The organism is Pantoea sp. A4 (assembly GCF_000295955.2).
Lineage (GTDB): Bacteria > Pseudomonadota > Gammaproteobacteria > Enterobacterales > Enterobacteriaceae > Pantoea > Pantoea multigeneris.
The window spans coordinates 1-17,162 of the sequence record NZ_ALXE01000008.1 but is presented as its reverse complement, the minus strand read 5'-3'; the positions used below and the strand labels follow the sequence as shown (position 1 = coordinate 17,162).

Here is a 17,162-nt window from a genome sequence, read left to right as displayed (position 1 = left end):
TGCTGAGTGCATCGCGCAGGGGGGAGATCAGTTAACGGCGGCGGCGGGTGCAGCCGTGGGGGCATCGCTGCTGCTCTCTGCCACGACAGGGGGTGCCATGACCTTGTTCCAGTCAGCCTGAAGCAGCTGCACGTTGATTTCAGCTTCACCCTGTGGCTGAGTCAGGATCAGCGTCAAGGGTTGGGTCAACTGCTGATGCAGTTCCTGATTCAGTTGGTCACGCGTCAGGCTAGCCAGGAACGCCTGGCGCAGCTTTTGATACTGCTCAGGCGCAATATCCACCACGCCATTTTGCTGCGAGCGTAAGCGTTGACCGACCAGAATATCGGTATCCGTGCGGGCGTAGGTGGCAAACAGCTTGTTCAGTTCCAGCAGTTTTTGCGCCATCAGCGCATCAAACTCATCCTGTGGCAGGCCATTGTCACGCACATGCGCCAGCTCATCTGCCACCAGCTTCAGGTTGTGTTCCAGCACATCATTGCGGCTGTCCAGATTAATCGCACACTGCGCACGCTGGTATAACACTCGGCAATCAAACCCGAGCTGCGCACCCTGCGCTTTGCTATCGCCCAGGGCACGTTGCAGGTGCCAGAACAGCGCTTCACGCGCTAAATCGCCCTGCCAGTAGTGTTGCAGGTTTTGCGAATCGCGAATCGGCTGCCAGGCGGCATCCCACACAATGGCCAGACGATCCTGTGCGCGGGTATCAGCCACCAGGTTCACCGGCTGTTGTGGCAGCGGGGACAGCGTCGGCATTGGCGATGGTGTCGTCCGTTTGCCCTGGAGCGGAGAGAACACCTTGGTGATTTGCTCCGCCAGGCTGCGGTTATCCACATTTCCCACCACGTAAAGCGTGATCGCGTCTGGGGTGTACCACTGCTGGTAGAACTGCGTCAGCTGGGTTAAATCGACCGGCGCGCGCGGTGCCGTCGCCGGGTCATGGGCTAATAGCGCCGAGCCTTTCAGGCGATAGCGCCACCAGATATCCTGGGTATTGGCAGGCGAGGTCACGGTAGCGTCTGAAGCGCTGAGGGCCGTATTGACTACCTGGTCATTGATGGTCATGCCACCTGCGGTCGCGGCCAGCCACTTCAAGGCTTCCTTGAGTAACTCTGGGCGGTTATTGGGCAGGCTGAGGTTGTACTGTGTGTAATCATAAGAGGTGATGACCGGGGGCAGTGCCCGCACCGGATTCATCGCCTGCTGCCAGAGTGCGCGCTGCTCGTTAGGATCGAGCGCGCCGTTATGCACCATCGCCATGCGGCTTATCAAATGGCTAAAGCCGGTTTGCTGGGAACTTTCCATCAGCGAGCCGGTATTCACCACCATGCGCACTTCGACACGATCGCTAGGACGTTGCGGCGTTGTCAGTAACTGCCAGTTGAGGCCGTTTTCCAGTTTCCCTTGCTGCCACGCGGGATCGGGTTGGAGCGTTTCTGCCTGAAGACCAAAGCTGGTTACAGCCAGCACTACCCCACCAACCAAAAGCCGCATTCTGGTGCCCTGCATGTGAACCCCTACTCAAAGCAATAAAAAGTTGTCATCACTGGCACGTATCCTCCGCTGCCAGCCATAAACGCAGCTAGTCACAGAGTCTTTGACCACAGCGCGGCCAGGATGTCACGCAACAAAGTGAAAAAACATCAAAAAAAATCGAGGGGTTTATTATGCAAATGCCCGCTGTCAGGGCAAGTGACAGCGGGCATTTCACGGCAATTAATGGGTTTTATCGATTAATTTTTCGTTTATGACAAAGAGTTTTGCTTATTTTTATGGGTCAGCGTGTCGTTCAGCTGCTTTTCATCCAACTGACCGACCCATTTTGCTACCACAACGGTCGCAACGCCGTTACCCACCAGGTTGGTCAAGGCACGCGCTTCTGACATAAAGCGATCGATACCCAGAATCAGCGCCAGACCCGCGACCGGTAAATGCCCAACCGCAGAAAGCGTGGCTGCCAGCACGATAAAGCCACTTCCGGTTACCCCGGCTGCGCCTTTTGAGGAGAGCAGCAACACCACCAGCAGGGTAATCTGATGCATGATGTCCATGTGGGCGTTGGTCGCCTGTGCAATAAACACCGCCGCCATCGTCAGGTAGATGGAGGTGCCATCGAGGTTAAAGGAGTAACCGGTTGGGATAACTAACCCCACCACCGATTTCTTACAGCCCAGACGCTCCATCTTATCCAGCATACGTGGCAACGCTGACTCCGAAGAGGAGGTGCCTAATACAATCAATAACTCTTCTTTAATGTAGGCAATAAAGCGGAAGATATTGAAGCCAGCAACACGGGCAATCAGCCCCAGCACCACCACCACGAACAGCACACAGGTAATATAGAAGCAGACGATCAGCTGGCCGAGCTGGACCAGAGAACCTACGCCATATTTACCAATGGTGAACGCCATCGCACCGAATGCACCCAGTGGCGCAAGGCGCATAACCATGTTGATGATGCCGAAAATAACGCGAGAAAAACTCTCAATCACGTTAAACATGATGGTGCCAGCATTGCCGATACGGTGCAGTGAGAAACCAAACAGCACAGCAAACAGCAGCACTTGCAGGATGTTACCGCTGGCAAAAGCACCGATGACGCTGTTCGGGATCACATCCAACAGGAAGGCAACCACACCCTGCTGCTCTGCCTGCTGAGCGTACATAGCGACCGCTTTGGCATCCAGCGTTGCCGGGTCTACGTTCATGCCTGCACCTGGCTGCAGAACGTTTACCACCACCAGACCAATGATCAGCGCAATGGTACTGACCACTTCAAAGTAGAGCAGCGCCACCGCTCCGGTGCGGCCCACCGCCTTCATGCTCTCCATGCCAGCAATACCGGTAACCACCGTACAGAAAATTACCGGGGCTATGATCATTTTAATCAGTTTGACGAAGCCATCGCCCAGCGGTTTCATTTGAGTAGCGAGATCGGGGTAGTAATGGCCGAGCAGTACACCGATAAGGATGGCGACGATCACCTGAAAATAGAGACTTTTAAACAACGAACTTTTCATATCACGACGCCCACGTCAGAAAAAAGATGAACATCGGGCACGCATATCAGGTGGCACCGAATATCCAGGATATTATTGGTAACCAAGTCATAGCACTTATCAGATAAAATTAATACCTGGTTACACCCACTTAGTGAGAGGGAAAGACCAGAGTATGAGCTGACTCGCTTCAGCACAAGCATTATTTACAAATTTATCTAGGCTAATCAGTAACTAAGGTTACTTTTTAGGGCGGAAACGGTTATCCAGCCATTCGGGATTGAAGCGATCCAGCGGTAGTGCCTCAGAATAGAGATACCCCTGCGCCACGCGCACCCCGCGTGCCAGAAGCCAGTCACGCTGTTCGTGGGTCTCCACACCTTCGGCAATGATCTCAAGCTGAAGGATTTCAGCAATCGCGACCACCACCTTCAGCATGGTGTCATCCTCGGGAAGCTCGGCAACGAAACTTCGATCCATCTTAAGTTTGTCGACCGGCAGAGACTTAAAGTGTTGCAGATAATTAAGGTTTGAGTAGCCGATACCAAAATCGTCCAACGCGACCATCACACCTGACTGTTGCAGGCTGCGCAGCAGCGAGAGCGCCTGAGCGGTATCACCAATTTTGGCGGTTTCTGTCACTTCCAGCACAAAACTGCCCGGCTGAATACGGTGCTGTTGTAATAATCCTTGTAGATGCGCCACCATGCTGTTGTCACGGAGCTGCACCGCCGAGATGTTGACGCTGAGTGGCAGCGTAATGCCCTGCTTCTGCCACCCCGCCAGAATCCGGCAGGACTCTTCAAACACCCAGCGCCCAATGGCGGAGATCACCCCGATCTCTTCGGCGCTGGCAATAAACTCTTCTGACAGGCCATAGCTGCCATCGGGCTGACGCATGCGCAGTAAGGCTTCAGCGCCTACCAGCTCGCCCGTGCGCATATCAATCTGTGGCTGGAGGTAGAGCCGGAAGTGGTCGTCATGCAGACCCTGTAAAATATCGTGCTCCTGGGTCAGCCGCTTCTGAGCTTTCTCCGTTAATGCCGGATCGAAGAACAGCACCTGATTTTTACCCTGATGACGGGCAGACATCATGGCGGAAGTGGCACGCCGTAAGAGTTCGCTGGCGGCCAAATCAGGCCCATTGTTTAACCCTAAGCCGATACTGACGTTTGGCCGCAGCTGCAATTGCTGCAACGCTACGGGCTGATTCAGGCGAATCATCAGGCTTCTTGCCAGACGCATGGCGCGGAACGGGGTATTCGCGCGTTTCATCAGCAGAACGAAATCACTGGGGCTGGTTTGCGCCAACAGCGTGTGTCCGTCGAGCTGCGAACGAATTTTTTCCGCCAGCGTCAGCGTTAACGTCTCGCGCTGGTCGTTGCTCACCACGCCATTGGCTTCCAGCAGCGTTTCAATGCGAATCACCATCAAGCCAAAGTCACGACGGCTTTGCTGGTGATACTGATCGAGCAGTGCCAGGAACAGCGCCCGGTTGGGCAAGTCGGTCACCGGGTAGTGGGTGGTCAGGCGGCTCATCTCGTCATGGACCGATTCCACCACTTGCTGATTGCGGTTATAGCTGCGAATCAACATGCCCAGCTCATCGTCACGGTGTCCTGGCGGCAGCGTCAGCTTGTGCGCCAGAATCGCCTGCGGAGGCAACTCCTGCAACTCTCTGGCGATGTCCCGCAGCGGATGCACCATCAGCCGATTGATGCACCAGCTGATCGCCACCGACAGCACCAGTGCCAGGAGCAGATAGGTGGTGATCATGGTGGAGAGCGTGCTCAGGATAAACTGATAGACCCGGGTGGAATCCGCCTGTAGCACCAGATAGGCCAGCGGTTTCGGCAAGCCGGTATGTTCCACGGAGTAAAGCGGCAGCGTAATTTGCACCGGCAGTTCAAACAGGCGGGAGACCAGCTGTGGCACCGGTTTTTCCGGTGAAAAATCAGCGTGCAGCGCCTGGAAAGCCGTGGGTAGCACCACATCAGCGCGCGAAAGAATGCCTGCGGGCTTAAGGGAGTTAAGAATATGTTCGGCCTGGGGAATATCCGCCTTTAAGACTGCTTCAGACAGTGGCTGACGTACCGTATGGGCGATATTTTCCATCTGCTGAGCGTAATCAATCCTGCGCTGCTGCACAAAATGAAAGAGCTGTACGACGATAAAAATTGAGATGGTGATCAGCGCAATAGCGGAAACCACCGCCATCTGCTTTATCGTTAAGGAGCGACTTACACGCAAAATATTCTCCAGCTTCCGGGTCAGCTATCAGACAGGAAAAGTCTTGCTAAGTATATCCCTGAAACCGTTTTTTTTACCGACTTTGCCCGGCCAAAATGCCGGGCAGTGCAGATTAAGAATCAGACGCATGTGCCTGTCGGGCCAGATAAACCAACAGTTGCAGGCTGGCAGAAAAGTAGTTTTGGTTTGCGGACAGGGTATCACCGAGGTTATCGCTGGCATTCAGCGTCAGGTCGCGTATGGCCAGCAAACCGCCATCCATATTGTACGGGGCTGACGTATTGGCTAACACATCAAACCAGGCGGGCGTGCTGAGGCGGCCATAACGCTGCCACACCTGCTGGAACGGCACCAGTCGCAGGCTTTGCGGATCGTACCACCAGACATTAAGCGGAATGCGAATCGCATCGTAGCTAAAGCGCGGTGGATAGCCCAGCGCCGGGGCCACCGAACCATCGGCGTTCAAGGCTACCCAGTCCAGCGGAAGCGCGGTGTTGCCAAAATGCATCGCATCCAGCAGGCTCATCCCGTCATCAATCAGCCGGGTCCACACCTGCAAATGGCTGTGCCGGGCAAAATCCTCCCAGGCGGCAAACAGGAAATAGGACGGGTTGAGCACAATATAGCTGGTTTTATTAAACCCCTGCGCCGCTGGCAGCATCACCGTGCGCCCAGCAAACTCAATCACCGTCTGCTTCACAATCGCCTTTTGGATCTGATCGGAAGCCTGCTGATAGTCGCTTACCTGCCACTTTTGCGCTGCCCGCTGCAATGCCCAGGCGATCAACACATCGCCATCGCTGGCATCATTCTTATCCGCCACCGGATTGGTGACGTTAGGGGTGTAGCGCCAGTAGAACAGGTCATTCTGTGGATTACGCAGATGAGTGCGGGTCCACGTCCAGAGCTGCTGAAAAGTGGCGCGATCGTTGTACGCAACCGCCAGCAGCATTCCGTAGCCCTGCCCTTCCGTGTGGCTGACGTTGTTGTTAGCGGTATCGATAATCCGCCCGTCCGGGGTAAGAAAACGGCTTTTGTAACTGCTCCAGCCATCGGCCATCGCTTGCGCACTCACTACCCACACCACGCAACATAACACCACGCGGAGCCACCACGGCTTTAGTCTCATTCAGACATCCTATTGATAACGAAAATGCAGCGTACTGCCGTCATTCAGTTCCAGCATCAGCGGTACTGCCGCGCTTCCTCCCTGCGCCTGTAACCAGCCCGCATACAGGCCAGCAAGCACAGCGGCCATGGCATTACGCCACTGCTCTGTTCCACCCGCAGGCAGCGCGTGATGCTGCAGCAGCAACGCATTGCTTTGCGGCTGAAGCTGGGCAAAGCCCCAGCCAAAACGCGCCAGCAGCAGGTTAATCTCGCGTTCGAGATCCTGCACCGTGCGCGCCTCCGGCAAAGGATAGCGCGCGGCCAGCGTTACGCCCATTTCACGCAGGAAATCACCCGCTTCCTGCTCGCCAGCATTGGCAATCATGCCATCAATCATCACGCTGACCAGGTCAAACCAGCCCGGTTGTTCACTCATTAATTGTCTCCGAACATATAGCGGAACCACAGATGTGCTGTGCTCTCGTTGTAGTCACCGAAGGTGTCGTAACCTAACTGACCCCCGATGCTTAAATCGCGGTTAATTTTATAATCTGCCCCGGCGTGCAGGTTGTAGCCAATGCCGCTTTTACTGTCGCCGGTGTAATAAGCACTTTTCACGTCACCCGCCGCTGCCAGTGTCGCCATCTGCGACTGCAACGAAGGATCGTTCGGGAAGTAGGCACTGCGATCCTGGCTGTAAGACTGATAGCCCACCGAACCGCCAATGTTCACCTGCAAGTCGTCAAACTTACGCGTGAAATCCACCGGGAAGGAGACGGAAGCATAGTTTTGCGGGCTGAAGTAGCCACCCTGACCGTAGCTGAAGTAGCTGAGGTTTTTCGAGTAGTCCATCCAGGAGAGGCTCATCCCCACCTTCAGCTCACGATCGTCGTCATGGAACGGACGCACGTAAGCGCCTGCCAGCCCCTGAATCTCGTTGTTGCTGGCGACGTTTTCACCGATGTAGCTATAAGCGCCCCCGCCAACATAGAAACCGGCATCCCCGTTGTCATAGCTCAACAGCGCATTACCGCCGTTTTTAGTGACGCGCCCCCACTTCTTACCGGTGGTTTTATCTTCGGTACCGACATAGGAGAGCAGGCTGTCAGTCACCGCACGGCGCTCGCCGGTGAGGATCAGCGTCAGGAAGTCAGTCAGCTTCGGCGACCACTGAATTCCTCCTACCAGCGTAGAGAGATCCTGGCCCAGCGGGGTGCTGCCGAGGTCGATTTTGTAGCTGTCGCCCTGCAACGCAAGGTTCAGTTCTACGCCAGAAGCGGACTGCGAATCGGTTGAAGAGCTGGGAACATCATCAATTTTGGCGTCACCCGCGGCCACCACCTTGCCCTGTTCCAGCGCGTTGGTGCCAAAACGACGCCATGCATCGCCTGCGGCACTGCCTGCGGTGAGGGAAACCGGCGTCATGGTGAAGGAGAAGCGCGCATCTTTAAACGGCACGGTAGAGAAGGTGAGTGGCGCTTTCGCTTCCGTCAGCTTGCTCAAACCGGACTCACCATCACGCCCACGAATCTGCATTTCGCCCTGCACCCAGGTGCCGGTTTTATCACGCAGATCGTCCATCATGGTGTCGATCTGATGCAGGGTCTGGCTCTGCTGTGAAACCGGTGTATTGCTGGCTACAGCATCGGGCGTGTTTTGACCAGAAGGCGGCTGCTGCCACGGCATCACTGCACCATAAGCCGATGGCGTACGCCCCACGGGTGAGGTGCTGCGGTTAATAAATGGATTATCCGCCAGCGTCATGCCGCCGACGGTGGGCACCGAACCGGTCTGCGCACCTTGCAGGCCAATTAAACGGCCGCGTGCCGTGCGCAGATAGCCCATAGCCTGCGCATGTTCGCCATTGGCCTCGGCAACACGCGCCAGCAGCAGCAGGCGATCCGGCGAATTGTCATTGTGCAGGTCACGCGCCAGGCTATTGGCCCCTTCAACATTGCCGCCCGCCAGCGCAACGTTGATTGCGCCCACGCGTGCATCCTGAGTGGGGGTGTCCTGCGTCATCAGGTAGTTGTAAACCACCCCAGCTTCCTTGTTCATCTTGCCGGACTGATACAACCGCGCCATGGCAAAAATCAGATCGCGGTTTTGCGGATCGTGTTGCAGTGCGCCAATCAGTTTGTCATAGGCGGCGGCGTACTGTTTCTGCTCACGCAGCGTATCAACTTCATTGATCAGGTAGCCATTACGAATCCCCGCCAGCTGCGTCGAGGTGCTGCGCGCCTGCAACTCAGGATTGCTGAGGAAATTCTGCGCTTCACTGGTCAACCCCGCCTGATTAAGCACTGCCACCTGCGCGGCATAATCCCCGGCATTGCCCTGCACGCCACGCTGCATATTGCCGCGAACCACGGCCACGGCGCTGGTGAGATCCCCTGCCTGAGCCAGTTTTTGTGCCAGGTTCCTGGCATCGGCCGGATTGGTTGGCGGCGTTTGTGCCAGTGCGCGCAAGGTGTTGGCTGCTGCCGCGTTGGACCCCTGAGCCAGATACTGATCGGCGGTCGCCATTTGCAGGTTGAAGTTAACCCGTTGCGCTAACTGGCGCATATCGTTACTGCGCGCGCGCGGCGGGATGCGCGACAACAGCATGCTGGCCTGCTGCCATGCGCCGCTCTCGCTGGCGTTCAGCGCGCCTGCATACAGCTCATTGCTACTGGCACCCTGACGCATCGCTGGCGCCATTACGTTGGCGGCGAGGTCGGTATTGCCCTGGGCGCGGTAGATACGTGCCAGATCGAGGCGCATCCAGCCATCATTAGGGTAGCGCTGTAGCCCCTGTTGCAAGGTGGCGATTGCGGCAGCGCTATTGCCTGCCGCCAGTTGGCGCTTCGCGTTAGCGCGAATCGGGTCGCTGCTATCGCCACGCGGGGCCATGCTTTGGCGCACGCTTTCCGGCAGCGAGGAGAGTAAAGTATTCGCTTCCGCGCCACGATTTTGCTGGCGCAGCACGTAGAACAGCCCCTCTTTGGCGCTGCGGTTATCCGGATTATTTTGCAGCAGCGTGCGATAGGTTTGCTCGGCCTGATCGAGCTGATTGCTACGACGCAACGCATCGGCGCGGAACAGCTGTGCCGCCACGCCCTGCTCGCCTTCTGCCTTAGTCAGTGGCTCACTCAGCGCCAGCGCCTGCGCGGTGTTCCCGCTTTTCAGCGCCTGCTGCGCGCTGGCAAGCTGGCCATAGAAGCGCGCATCATCCGCCTGTTTTTGTCTTTCTGGCCCGGAAGCGCCGCCCAACTGCGCGGCACGTTGCAGGTAGTCTGCGGCTTCCGCATAGCGGCCATCGCGCTGAGCGACATAGCCCAGACCGGCCAGCGCATCGGCATCCTGCGGGTTAGCCTGGAGCACGTTCTCAAAGTTGCTTTCCGCCGCGCGGGTGTTGCCGCTGTTCAGCGCGTTAAATCCCGCGCCTTTTTCCGCCCCACCCACGTTTTTACGGTAATAGTCCATCACCGCGCTGTCTTCCGGGTGACGCTGCTGGAAGTTTTGATACAGCGCCGCGTCAGAAGATTGCGGCCCCAGCCACAGCAGCGCCTGGCGCAGCGAACGGTCAGCATCCGGGCTGCCATCTGCCATACCCGCCAGTAGCTCAATACCTTCACGGCGGGTCGACTCCTGGTAGGTCAGAGCTTTGCCCAGCGCCAGACGTGCGTTGCTGTCCTGCGGATTTTGCGCCGAGAACTGACGCAGGGCTTCCACCGCCTGCGGTAGCAGGGTGCGATCGCCCGCCATCGTCAGATAATATTCAGCCGCCACACTCGGCGGAGGCGTATTGCCGCTAAAGGTATTGCGCCAGCTTTGCAGTGCAGCGGCGGTATTCCCGCTACGGGCTTGCTGGCGCGCCAGCGCCAACTGCGCCTGGGGAATGGTTTGTAGCTGACGCGCGTTATCCAGATCGGTTAAACGCGGGTCACCAGGTGAAACCCCGGCTAAACGCGTGCGCCACTGCGTCGCGGCGACGTTATCTCCGCCCTGCGCCGAGTAGAGCGCCAGCAGGTAGAGCGCCTGGACGTTATTGGCATCCACCATTAACACTTTTTGCAGCGCGGCTTTCGCCAGATCGTCATGGGCTTTCTGGTGCCAGTACGCCGCCTGATCGAACAGCGCCTGCAACGCAGGATTGTTGCTCTCCGCTGCCCATAGCGGTTGGGTAAACGCCAGCGCTCCTCCCAGCAGCAGAGCATGACGAATGCCGGCACTTAATTGTCTTTTTTTCATGGTGTTACCCTTACTTCCTGCCGCTGTTGCTATCATCATTGCCGTGCAAACGACGCCGTGCATGGCGACGTAACAGGGCGAAAGTACTACCACCGACCAGTGCGGAGACGATCAATGCCGCCAGCGCCAACAGCACGGAATGCTGGTTGGCATACCACACCACCAGCATGTACCACGGCAGTTCACCGCTCGGGAACTGTGGCCCCACGCGGAAGCTGCGAATGCCATTTTCATCGGTGATCACTGCGGCATCGCCACGAATACCGGCATTAATGCGTGCAGAGCTTAAGTCGCTGTGCAACCGCTGTAGCTGCTCGTCACTGGTTGCCACCGTCATCACCACCAGGCGATCCGGGTTCCACGGGGAGCGATAGCTGATAAACCCGCGCCACGCCTCATTAGAGGAGAAGTAGCGATCGGCATCTAATTGCTGACGCGACCAGTCGCCGGTTAACCAACTGCGCAGGCGATCCAGCGTGCCCGGCTCTTTTACCCCCAGTGTGGTACCACTGGTTTCAAACGGCGACGATTGCAGCATCGCCTGGTTAAAGGCGCTGTTGCTGGTGGTGCTCACTGCCAGCACATCGCTGCGTTGCAGGCGAGCGAGGTTAGTTCCCCCCTTCGGCAGGCCAAACAGCACCTGATTTTGCGTCAACGCGGCACCGGTGGAGTTACCGGCACGCGCAGCCAGATCAAGCACGGTGCCGATCTCCGCCAGCGTCGGTTTCTCCGGCAGCAGCAGCACGGTCTGGCCGAAGTCTGCCAGCCGCGTGAACGGGAAAGACGCACCGACAAAATAGGAGAGGTTCGGCAACATGCTGAAGTGACGGGTATGGCTCAGGTCAATCCATGAGTCATCCTCAATCCGGCTTTTAATGTTGTTGTTCATCAACACACCGCACGGCGCATCCGCACGCGGTTTAATGTTGAAATAGAGCCCTAACTGGTTGTCGCCATAGATCAGGTACGGATCGAGCTTCAGCTCATAGCGCTCCTGGCGAGCATCCCCCCCCAGCCGATGCCATGCGCTCTCAAGCAGACCGACTTTATTCACCGTCAGGTTGCGCAGGAAAGTGCCGTTAAGCATCACGTTGAGATAGGAGTGGTCTTCGTCGATCCAGTTTTCCGTCGGGAAGCGATAGTGCAGATTCACCGGCACGGTGTCGCCATCCCACAGGAACAGATCCGGCGCGGCGCGGAAGTTAACGCGCAGCGGTTCATGCCAGATGCCGTTACTGGTCAGGCTTTGATCTTTACGCAGCAGCTCGCTCAGACGCACCGGACGGTTGGTGTTAATCCAACGCGGCGCATCATAAGGTTTACGGAAAGCGATGGGCTGTGGCTGCACGGCCAACTGGCTGCCTTCGCTGCCAATAGGACGGCTGGTCAGGCGATAAGCGGCCTGACGTAACTGGCTGTCATCTCGGCCACTGACCAGCAGCAGTTTGTAGACCGGGTTGTTGGGGTTATCCACCAACTGCAACACCGGCCCTTCCTGCTGCGGGAAGGTCAGGTTGCCAATTTTCTCCCCCGGATGCCCAAACAAAATGCCGTTTTTCTCGGGCAACTGTCCCTGCACCACCGGGAAACGAATCCCCCGGTAATCACTCTGAATGCCCAGCCAGGAAGCCACCAGCGCAGCAGCGCTCACCGCATCCGGCGACAGATTATCGCCAAAACCGATGGTGACGCTGGCGGCTGTCATTCGCTGCGGGTCAAGGAACGGGCGCGGGAAATTGCGCAGGTCAGTGCCGATATTCAACTGCTGCCCTTCCATACTCAACGTACTGGAAGGCAGGATCGTGACCTGGTACTGCGCACTGTCTTTTTCGCACACCAGCTTATCGGCATCGTTCACTTTGAAGCTGAGGTTATTGCTGGCCACCACCATCGCCGCAGGAATATCCAGCTGATAGCTGTTGGTATCGCTGTCACTGGAACCCAGCGGCAAGGTGCCTAAGGGTTGACCATTCAGCATCAGCTGCAGCGAGGTATTGTGCGCCGCCAATGCAGGTGAGACGCGTAGCGTCAGGCTCAGGTGCGCATTGGTGATCACCTCATCACCCGGCAGGGTAAAAACAATACCGGATTGCAGTTGGCTACCGGCCAGCGTAATGCCCTGGGTCTGCCCCATCTGGCCCACGGTAATTTCACTGCTGATCGGCTGATTTAGCGTGACCGGGGGCGGCACATCCGCTTCTGGCTGTGCGCCCGGCTGCCACGGCAGCGATGCGGCGGCTTGCTCAAGTTGCTGATCGGGCGGGCTATCCGCCCACGCCGGTGAGAGGAACAGCGCTGCGGACAGCGAAGTGACCAGCAGCGTTCGGGTCATTTTCTTCATGCCACGCCATCCTCTTTGGTCACATTTTTGCGTTTGGTACGGCGATCTTTCCAGGTCAACCAGAACAGCTCGAACACGGTACGGACCAGCGTTCCTAAGGAAACCAGCGGGTTATCCTGTTTGTATTGCGGCTGGATCCAGGCATCCGCACGGGCCAGTACCACACGCACCAGCTCACGGCGGCGCGCCAGGGGAATTGCTTTAAAACTCAGGCGAATGGTCTGCTCATCGGCGGAGATTTTACTCACCGGAATGGTGATGGTGCCGGAGTGCAGCAACAGATCGATCTCTTCGATTTCATCCTGCAAATGGCGGCTGTCTGGCGCATCCAACTGCGCGCCGCCCATGGAGAGGTTGCAGGTTTGCGTGCGTGAACTGATGCCGCTGGCGTAGTGAATAATCGCCGGGATCTGCACATCAATACGGATGGTTTTACGTACCTGTTTGGTCTCACGCGCAACGGCAATCGCCGCCATCAGAATGATCAGGCTGAACAAGGCCCAGCCGACGTTGAGTGCAATCACGTAGGGATCGACGCCAAAATAGTCATGGGCCACCGCACGCACTACCCCGGCAACGATGCCAATAGTGAGCAACACCGCCACAATCACATGTGGACGCACGATGTGGAAATCAAAGAAGCCCTGATCGAGCAATCCGCCCTTATCGGTCACGTTGAATTTGCCGTGCTTCGGCGACAGCATGGTAAGGAAAGTAGGGATCACCAGGTGGAAGCACATCACCGTTTCGTAGATTTCACCCCAGAAGGTGTAACGGAAACGACCATTCATCCGCGAGTTAACCCCTACCGACATCACCAGGTGCGGCAGCACATAGGCGAAGATCAACGAGGCCGAGGAGTGAATAATGTTGAGGTTAAACAGCAAGTAAGCCAGCGGGGCCACCAGGAAGATGACGCGCGGCAGGCCAAACTGGAAGTGCAGCATGGCGTTGAGGTAACAAAGACGCTGTTGCCAGGTCAATCCGCGGCCTAGCAGCGGGTTATCAACGCGGAAAATCTGCGTCATGCCTCGCGCCCAGCGGGTACGCTGGATCACGTGCAGGCCCAGACGCTCAGTCGCCAGACCGGCCGCCAGTGGAATCGCGAGAAACGCTGAACCCCAGCCACGGCGCTGCATCTTCAGTGCGGTGTGCGCATCTTCAGTCACGGTTTCGGTAGCAAAGCCGCCCACTTCTTCCAGCGCCGTACGGCGAATCACCGCACAAGAGCCGCAGAAGAAGGTAGCATTCCAGTTATCATTCCCCTGCTGCACCGGGCCATAGAACAGGGCACCTTCATTGGGAATGCTGCGCGCAGCGCGCAGGTTACGTTCAAACGGATCGGGAGAGTAGAAGTAGTGCGGCGTCTGCATCAGCGCCAGCTTCGGATCTTTCAGGAACGGCCCGACGGTGGCCTGCAAGAAGGTGCGGGTGGCAACGTGGTCGCAGTCAAACACGCAGATCAGCTCACCCTTGGTGATGCTCATGGCGTGGTTAAGATTGCCAGCTTTCGCGTGGCGGTTATCATCTCGCGTGATGTAGCCCACGCCCACATCCGCCGCGAACACCGCAAACTCGCTGCGTTTGCCATCATCCAGCAGGTAGATTTTTAGCTTGTCTCGCGGGTAGTCAATACATTGCGCCGCCAGCACGGTATCACGCACCACATCCAGGCTTTCATTATAACTGGGCACATACACATCGACCGTGGGCCACAGGCTGACATCATCCGGCAGCGGTTCGATGGTGCGCTTCAGGGGCCAGGTGGTTTGCAAGAAGCCGAGGATGAGGATCACCCAGACATACAGTTCGGCAATATAGAGCGCAATACCCAGAATGGCTTCAATTTCTGAATTGAAGTGCAGCGTTTCCGTGGTACGCCACCAGATGTAGCGCGTTGACATCAGCGCCGAAAGCATCACCATCACCACGGATATTTGGCGGCTTTTGCTGAAATTCATCGCAAACATCATCGCAATGCTAATCAGGCCAAAAATATATTGTTTCTGGCTATCCATCGGCGTAATAACGATTACCGCCGCTACGGGTGCTAACACCAGCAGGAGCAAGTAAAACCCGATTTTATTCATAGTTCACCCTGAAAAAACGCGGTTAACCGATCAGCCAGAATCAATCTGGCTGCTGTTCGTCACGCAGGCGTAACGTTTTATATGTCGTGCTTCGCTATAAAGCCGACGGATTCGTGGTTAGTTAATAGTGGCTGGTGCGAATAGGTGCCTGAACTTCGCCATTGCCCACGGTGACGTTTAATAAACTGGCAATGCGCTTACTGATCAGCTCAATATCAAACGCGGCCGCGGAGGCCGGGCTAAAATCGTAAACGGACTGCTGCGACGCATTGGCTTCGCCGACGCTTTCATCGCGATTAATCACGCCAACTAATTGCTCGCCCAGGCGCTGTTGCATAAAGGCGGTCACATCACGATTAATATTGCGACGGTTATCACTTTGGTTCAGGACAAAATAGTGTCCGTGTTTATTATTCAGCGGCTGACCGATCATGCGGTTATTTTCGATTTGCGGCAGCAGTGAGACGGAAGCGGTATCCGCTAGCATGACGACCAGATGCATATCTGCCAGCGCGCTGATGGCTTTAATGGCCGGACCCGGCCCTGGCGGGAAGTCGGCAATAATCACCAGTCCTGGATAGCGTAATACGGTATCCAGGCCGCGCTGCAAGAAGTGTGGGTCACGGGCCAGGCGATCTTCAAAACGCTCGCGCTGCTCTTCCGTCACATCACCATACGGCAGCACAAAGATGTTGCCGCCGGTGGTGAGGATCGACTGGCTCCAGTCACTGTGCTCTTCTGAACGCGCGACAAAGCCGCGCCCGTCACTGAGCGGCACGCCGAAATGCAGACGCAATGCGTTCTGCACGTCGAAGTCTATCGCCAGTACTTTGCTGCCCGCACGGGCCAGGCTCCAGGCCAGATTGGCCGCCACTGTGGTCTTCCCTACCCCACCTTTTGGCGAACACACACAAACTAATGGCATAGCGCTATCTTCTCCAGTAACGGTTTTAATAATGTCTCTTTGGACAAACTTACAGGCTCGCTGACGCGTGAACGGAACAACGCACCGCGCGCAGTGTTAGGTGTTGTCATGGCGGGTTGCGGCGCACTCACCGCAATCGGAGCTTCCACAGGCACCGGCTGGGCCGGAGCGGCTAAAGGCATGGCGCTGAGCACAGGCGCAGCCACCGGAGCCGGTGTGGCAGATTGCGGTGGTGGAAACAGTGAACGAGCGGCTGCGGGGGCTTGCTGCGCACTCTCCGACGGCAGTGTCGCCGCCAGGCTCTCCAGCAGATTGCCTCGGGCAGAAGAGACTGGCACTGAGCTGGCCTGCTGTGCGGCCACCGTGAAGGCTTCGATATTGATTGGCTGTGGTTGCGGCACATCAATGCGCTGTCCGGCAAACGGAACCTGCTGTTCCGCTGGCGTCAATTGCCGCAGCAAAGACCACTGGCCCTGTTCTGCTTCCTGCGATTGCCCAGACATATCCTTGAAGGCGATATCCAGAGTTTGCGTTTTCTCCTTAAAACGCTGCAAATCGTCATAGTTGTTCATAACCCAGGCCCAGTAACAGGAGTCGGAATTTTCGTGGAATATAGCATATCGATCCCACTAAGTAAGAAAATTCTGGGTATAAATTCAACGATTTCCATAAAACAGTTTTATCATTAGGATTCAAATTAAGCCGGATTTTGGCGATATCGTCGCGTTCGGCAATATAGCGAGAAATTCCTCTTATCAATTCTCCGCCGGTATTACCTTTCTCTTTATGCTGGAATACATCAGCAGCCTTTCTGTTATGCCAGGAAGGTGATTGCGGTTGTGACATTCCGCGTGGGGAATTAAGCTTTTTGGCTGATATATCCGCGCGACAGGAAAAACAGCGGACACTCTATTTAGTGACCTTGATCACAAATCATCGCGAGTAACATAAAACCCCCGTACCGCGCCTGACGTATTTATTTTCTGCCATATCCCACCCCCTTCCTCGGGTTTGCGACATATCCCGTCGCTATTTTTCCCTTTCCGGGATTAATCGCTGCGGCCTGATTACAGCGGCCATCAACCCCACTGGATTTTAAGATAATTCTCACTTTTGGTGCGGTTGACAGCCCGGGCGGATTTTGTGAAGGTTTGCCGCGTTTTGCTTCCGGGACCGCCCGCAGAAGCACGGAACAGCGGCTGAATAAGGAGATT

Annotated in this window: 10 protein-coding genes; all 10 read right to left on the bottom strand. The window is 56.5% G+C overall.

The features are described from left to right. Positions 1-27: 27 nt before the first annotated feature. A complete protein-coding gene (locus B880_RS0101945) occupies positions 28-1,509 on the bottom strand; it encodes a M16 family metallopeptidase (protein ID WP_026042373.1) in 1,482 nt (493 codons plus the stop codon). 236 nt (positions 1,510-1,745) lie between these two features. Then, the gene (locus B880_RS0101940) at positions 1,746-3,020 is read right to left on the bottom strand and encodes a dicarboxylate/amino acid:cation symporter (protein ID WP_017345703.1); all 1,275 of its coding nucleotides are present in this window, start codon (positions 3,018-3,020) and stop codon (positions 1,746-1,748) included. Between the two features lie 219 nt (positions 3,021-3,239). Then, a complete protein-coding gene (gene hmsP, locus B880_RS0101935; protein WP_026042372.1) occupies positions 3,240-5,249 on the bottom strand; it encodes a biofilm formation regulator HmsP in 2,010 nt (669 codons plus the stop codon). A gap of 112 nt (positions 5,250-5,361) precedes the next feature. Beyond that, positions 5,362-6,378: a glycosyl hydrolase family 8 gene (locus B880_RS0101930; protein ID WP_026042371.1), complete on the bottom strand. Its 1,017-nt coding sequence runs from the start codon at positions 6,376-6,378 to the stop codon at positions 5,362-5,364. 9 nt (positions 6,379-6,387) lie between these two features. Next, positions 6,388-6,795 (bottom strand): cellulose biosynthesis protein BcsD, encoded by a 408-nt coding sequence (gene bcsD, locus B880_RS0101925; protein WP_017345700.1) that lies wholly within the window; start codon positions 6,793-6,795, stop codon positions 6,388-6,390. Continuing rightward, entirely contained in the window at positions 6,795-10,592 is a 3,798-nt protein-coding gene (locus B880_RS0101920; protein WP_017345699.1) for a cellulose biosynthesis protein BcsC, read from the bottom strand. Before B880_RS0101920 ends, bcsD begins: the two co-directional genes overlap by 1 nt. Before the next feature lie 10 nt (positions 10,593-10,602). Continuing rightward, on the bottom strand, positions 10,603-12,933 hold the full coding sequence (bcsB, locus tag B880_RS0101915; protein ID WP_017345698.1) for a cellulose biosynthesis cyclic di-GMP-binding regulatory protein BcsB: 2,331 nt from the start codon (positions 12,931-12,933) through the stop codon (positions 10,603-10,605). Continuing rightward, on the bottom strand, positions 12,930-15,023 hold the full coding sequence (gene bcsA / locus B880_RS0101910) for a UDP-forming cellulose synthase catalytic subunit (RefSeq protein ID WP_017345697.1): 2,094 nt from the start codon (positions 15,021-15,023) through the stop codon (positions 12,930-12,932). The genes bcsB and bcsA overlap by 4 nt, the downstream gene beginning before the upstream one ends. Before the next feature lie 121 nt (positions 15,024-15,144). Then, positions 15,145-15,948: a cellulose biosynthesis protein BcsQ gene (bcsQ, locus tag B880_RS0101905; protein ID WP_026042370.1), complete on the bottom strand. Its 804-nt coding sequence runs from the start codon at positions 15,946-15,948 to the stop codon at positions 15,145-15,147. After that, positions 15,939-16,520, bottom strand: a complete 582-nt coding sequence (gene bcsO / locus B880_RS0101900) for a cellulose biosynthesis protein BcsO (protein ID WP_017345695.1) — start codon at positions 16,518-16,520, stop codon at positions 15,939-15,941. Before bcsO ends, bcsQ begins: the two co-directional genes overlap by 10 nt. Positions 16,521-17,162: the final 642 nt, after the last annotated feature.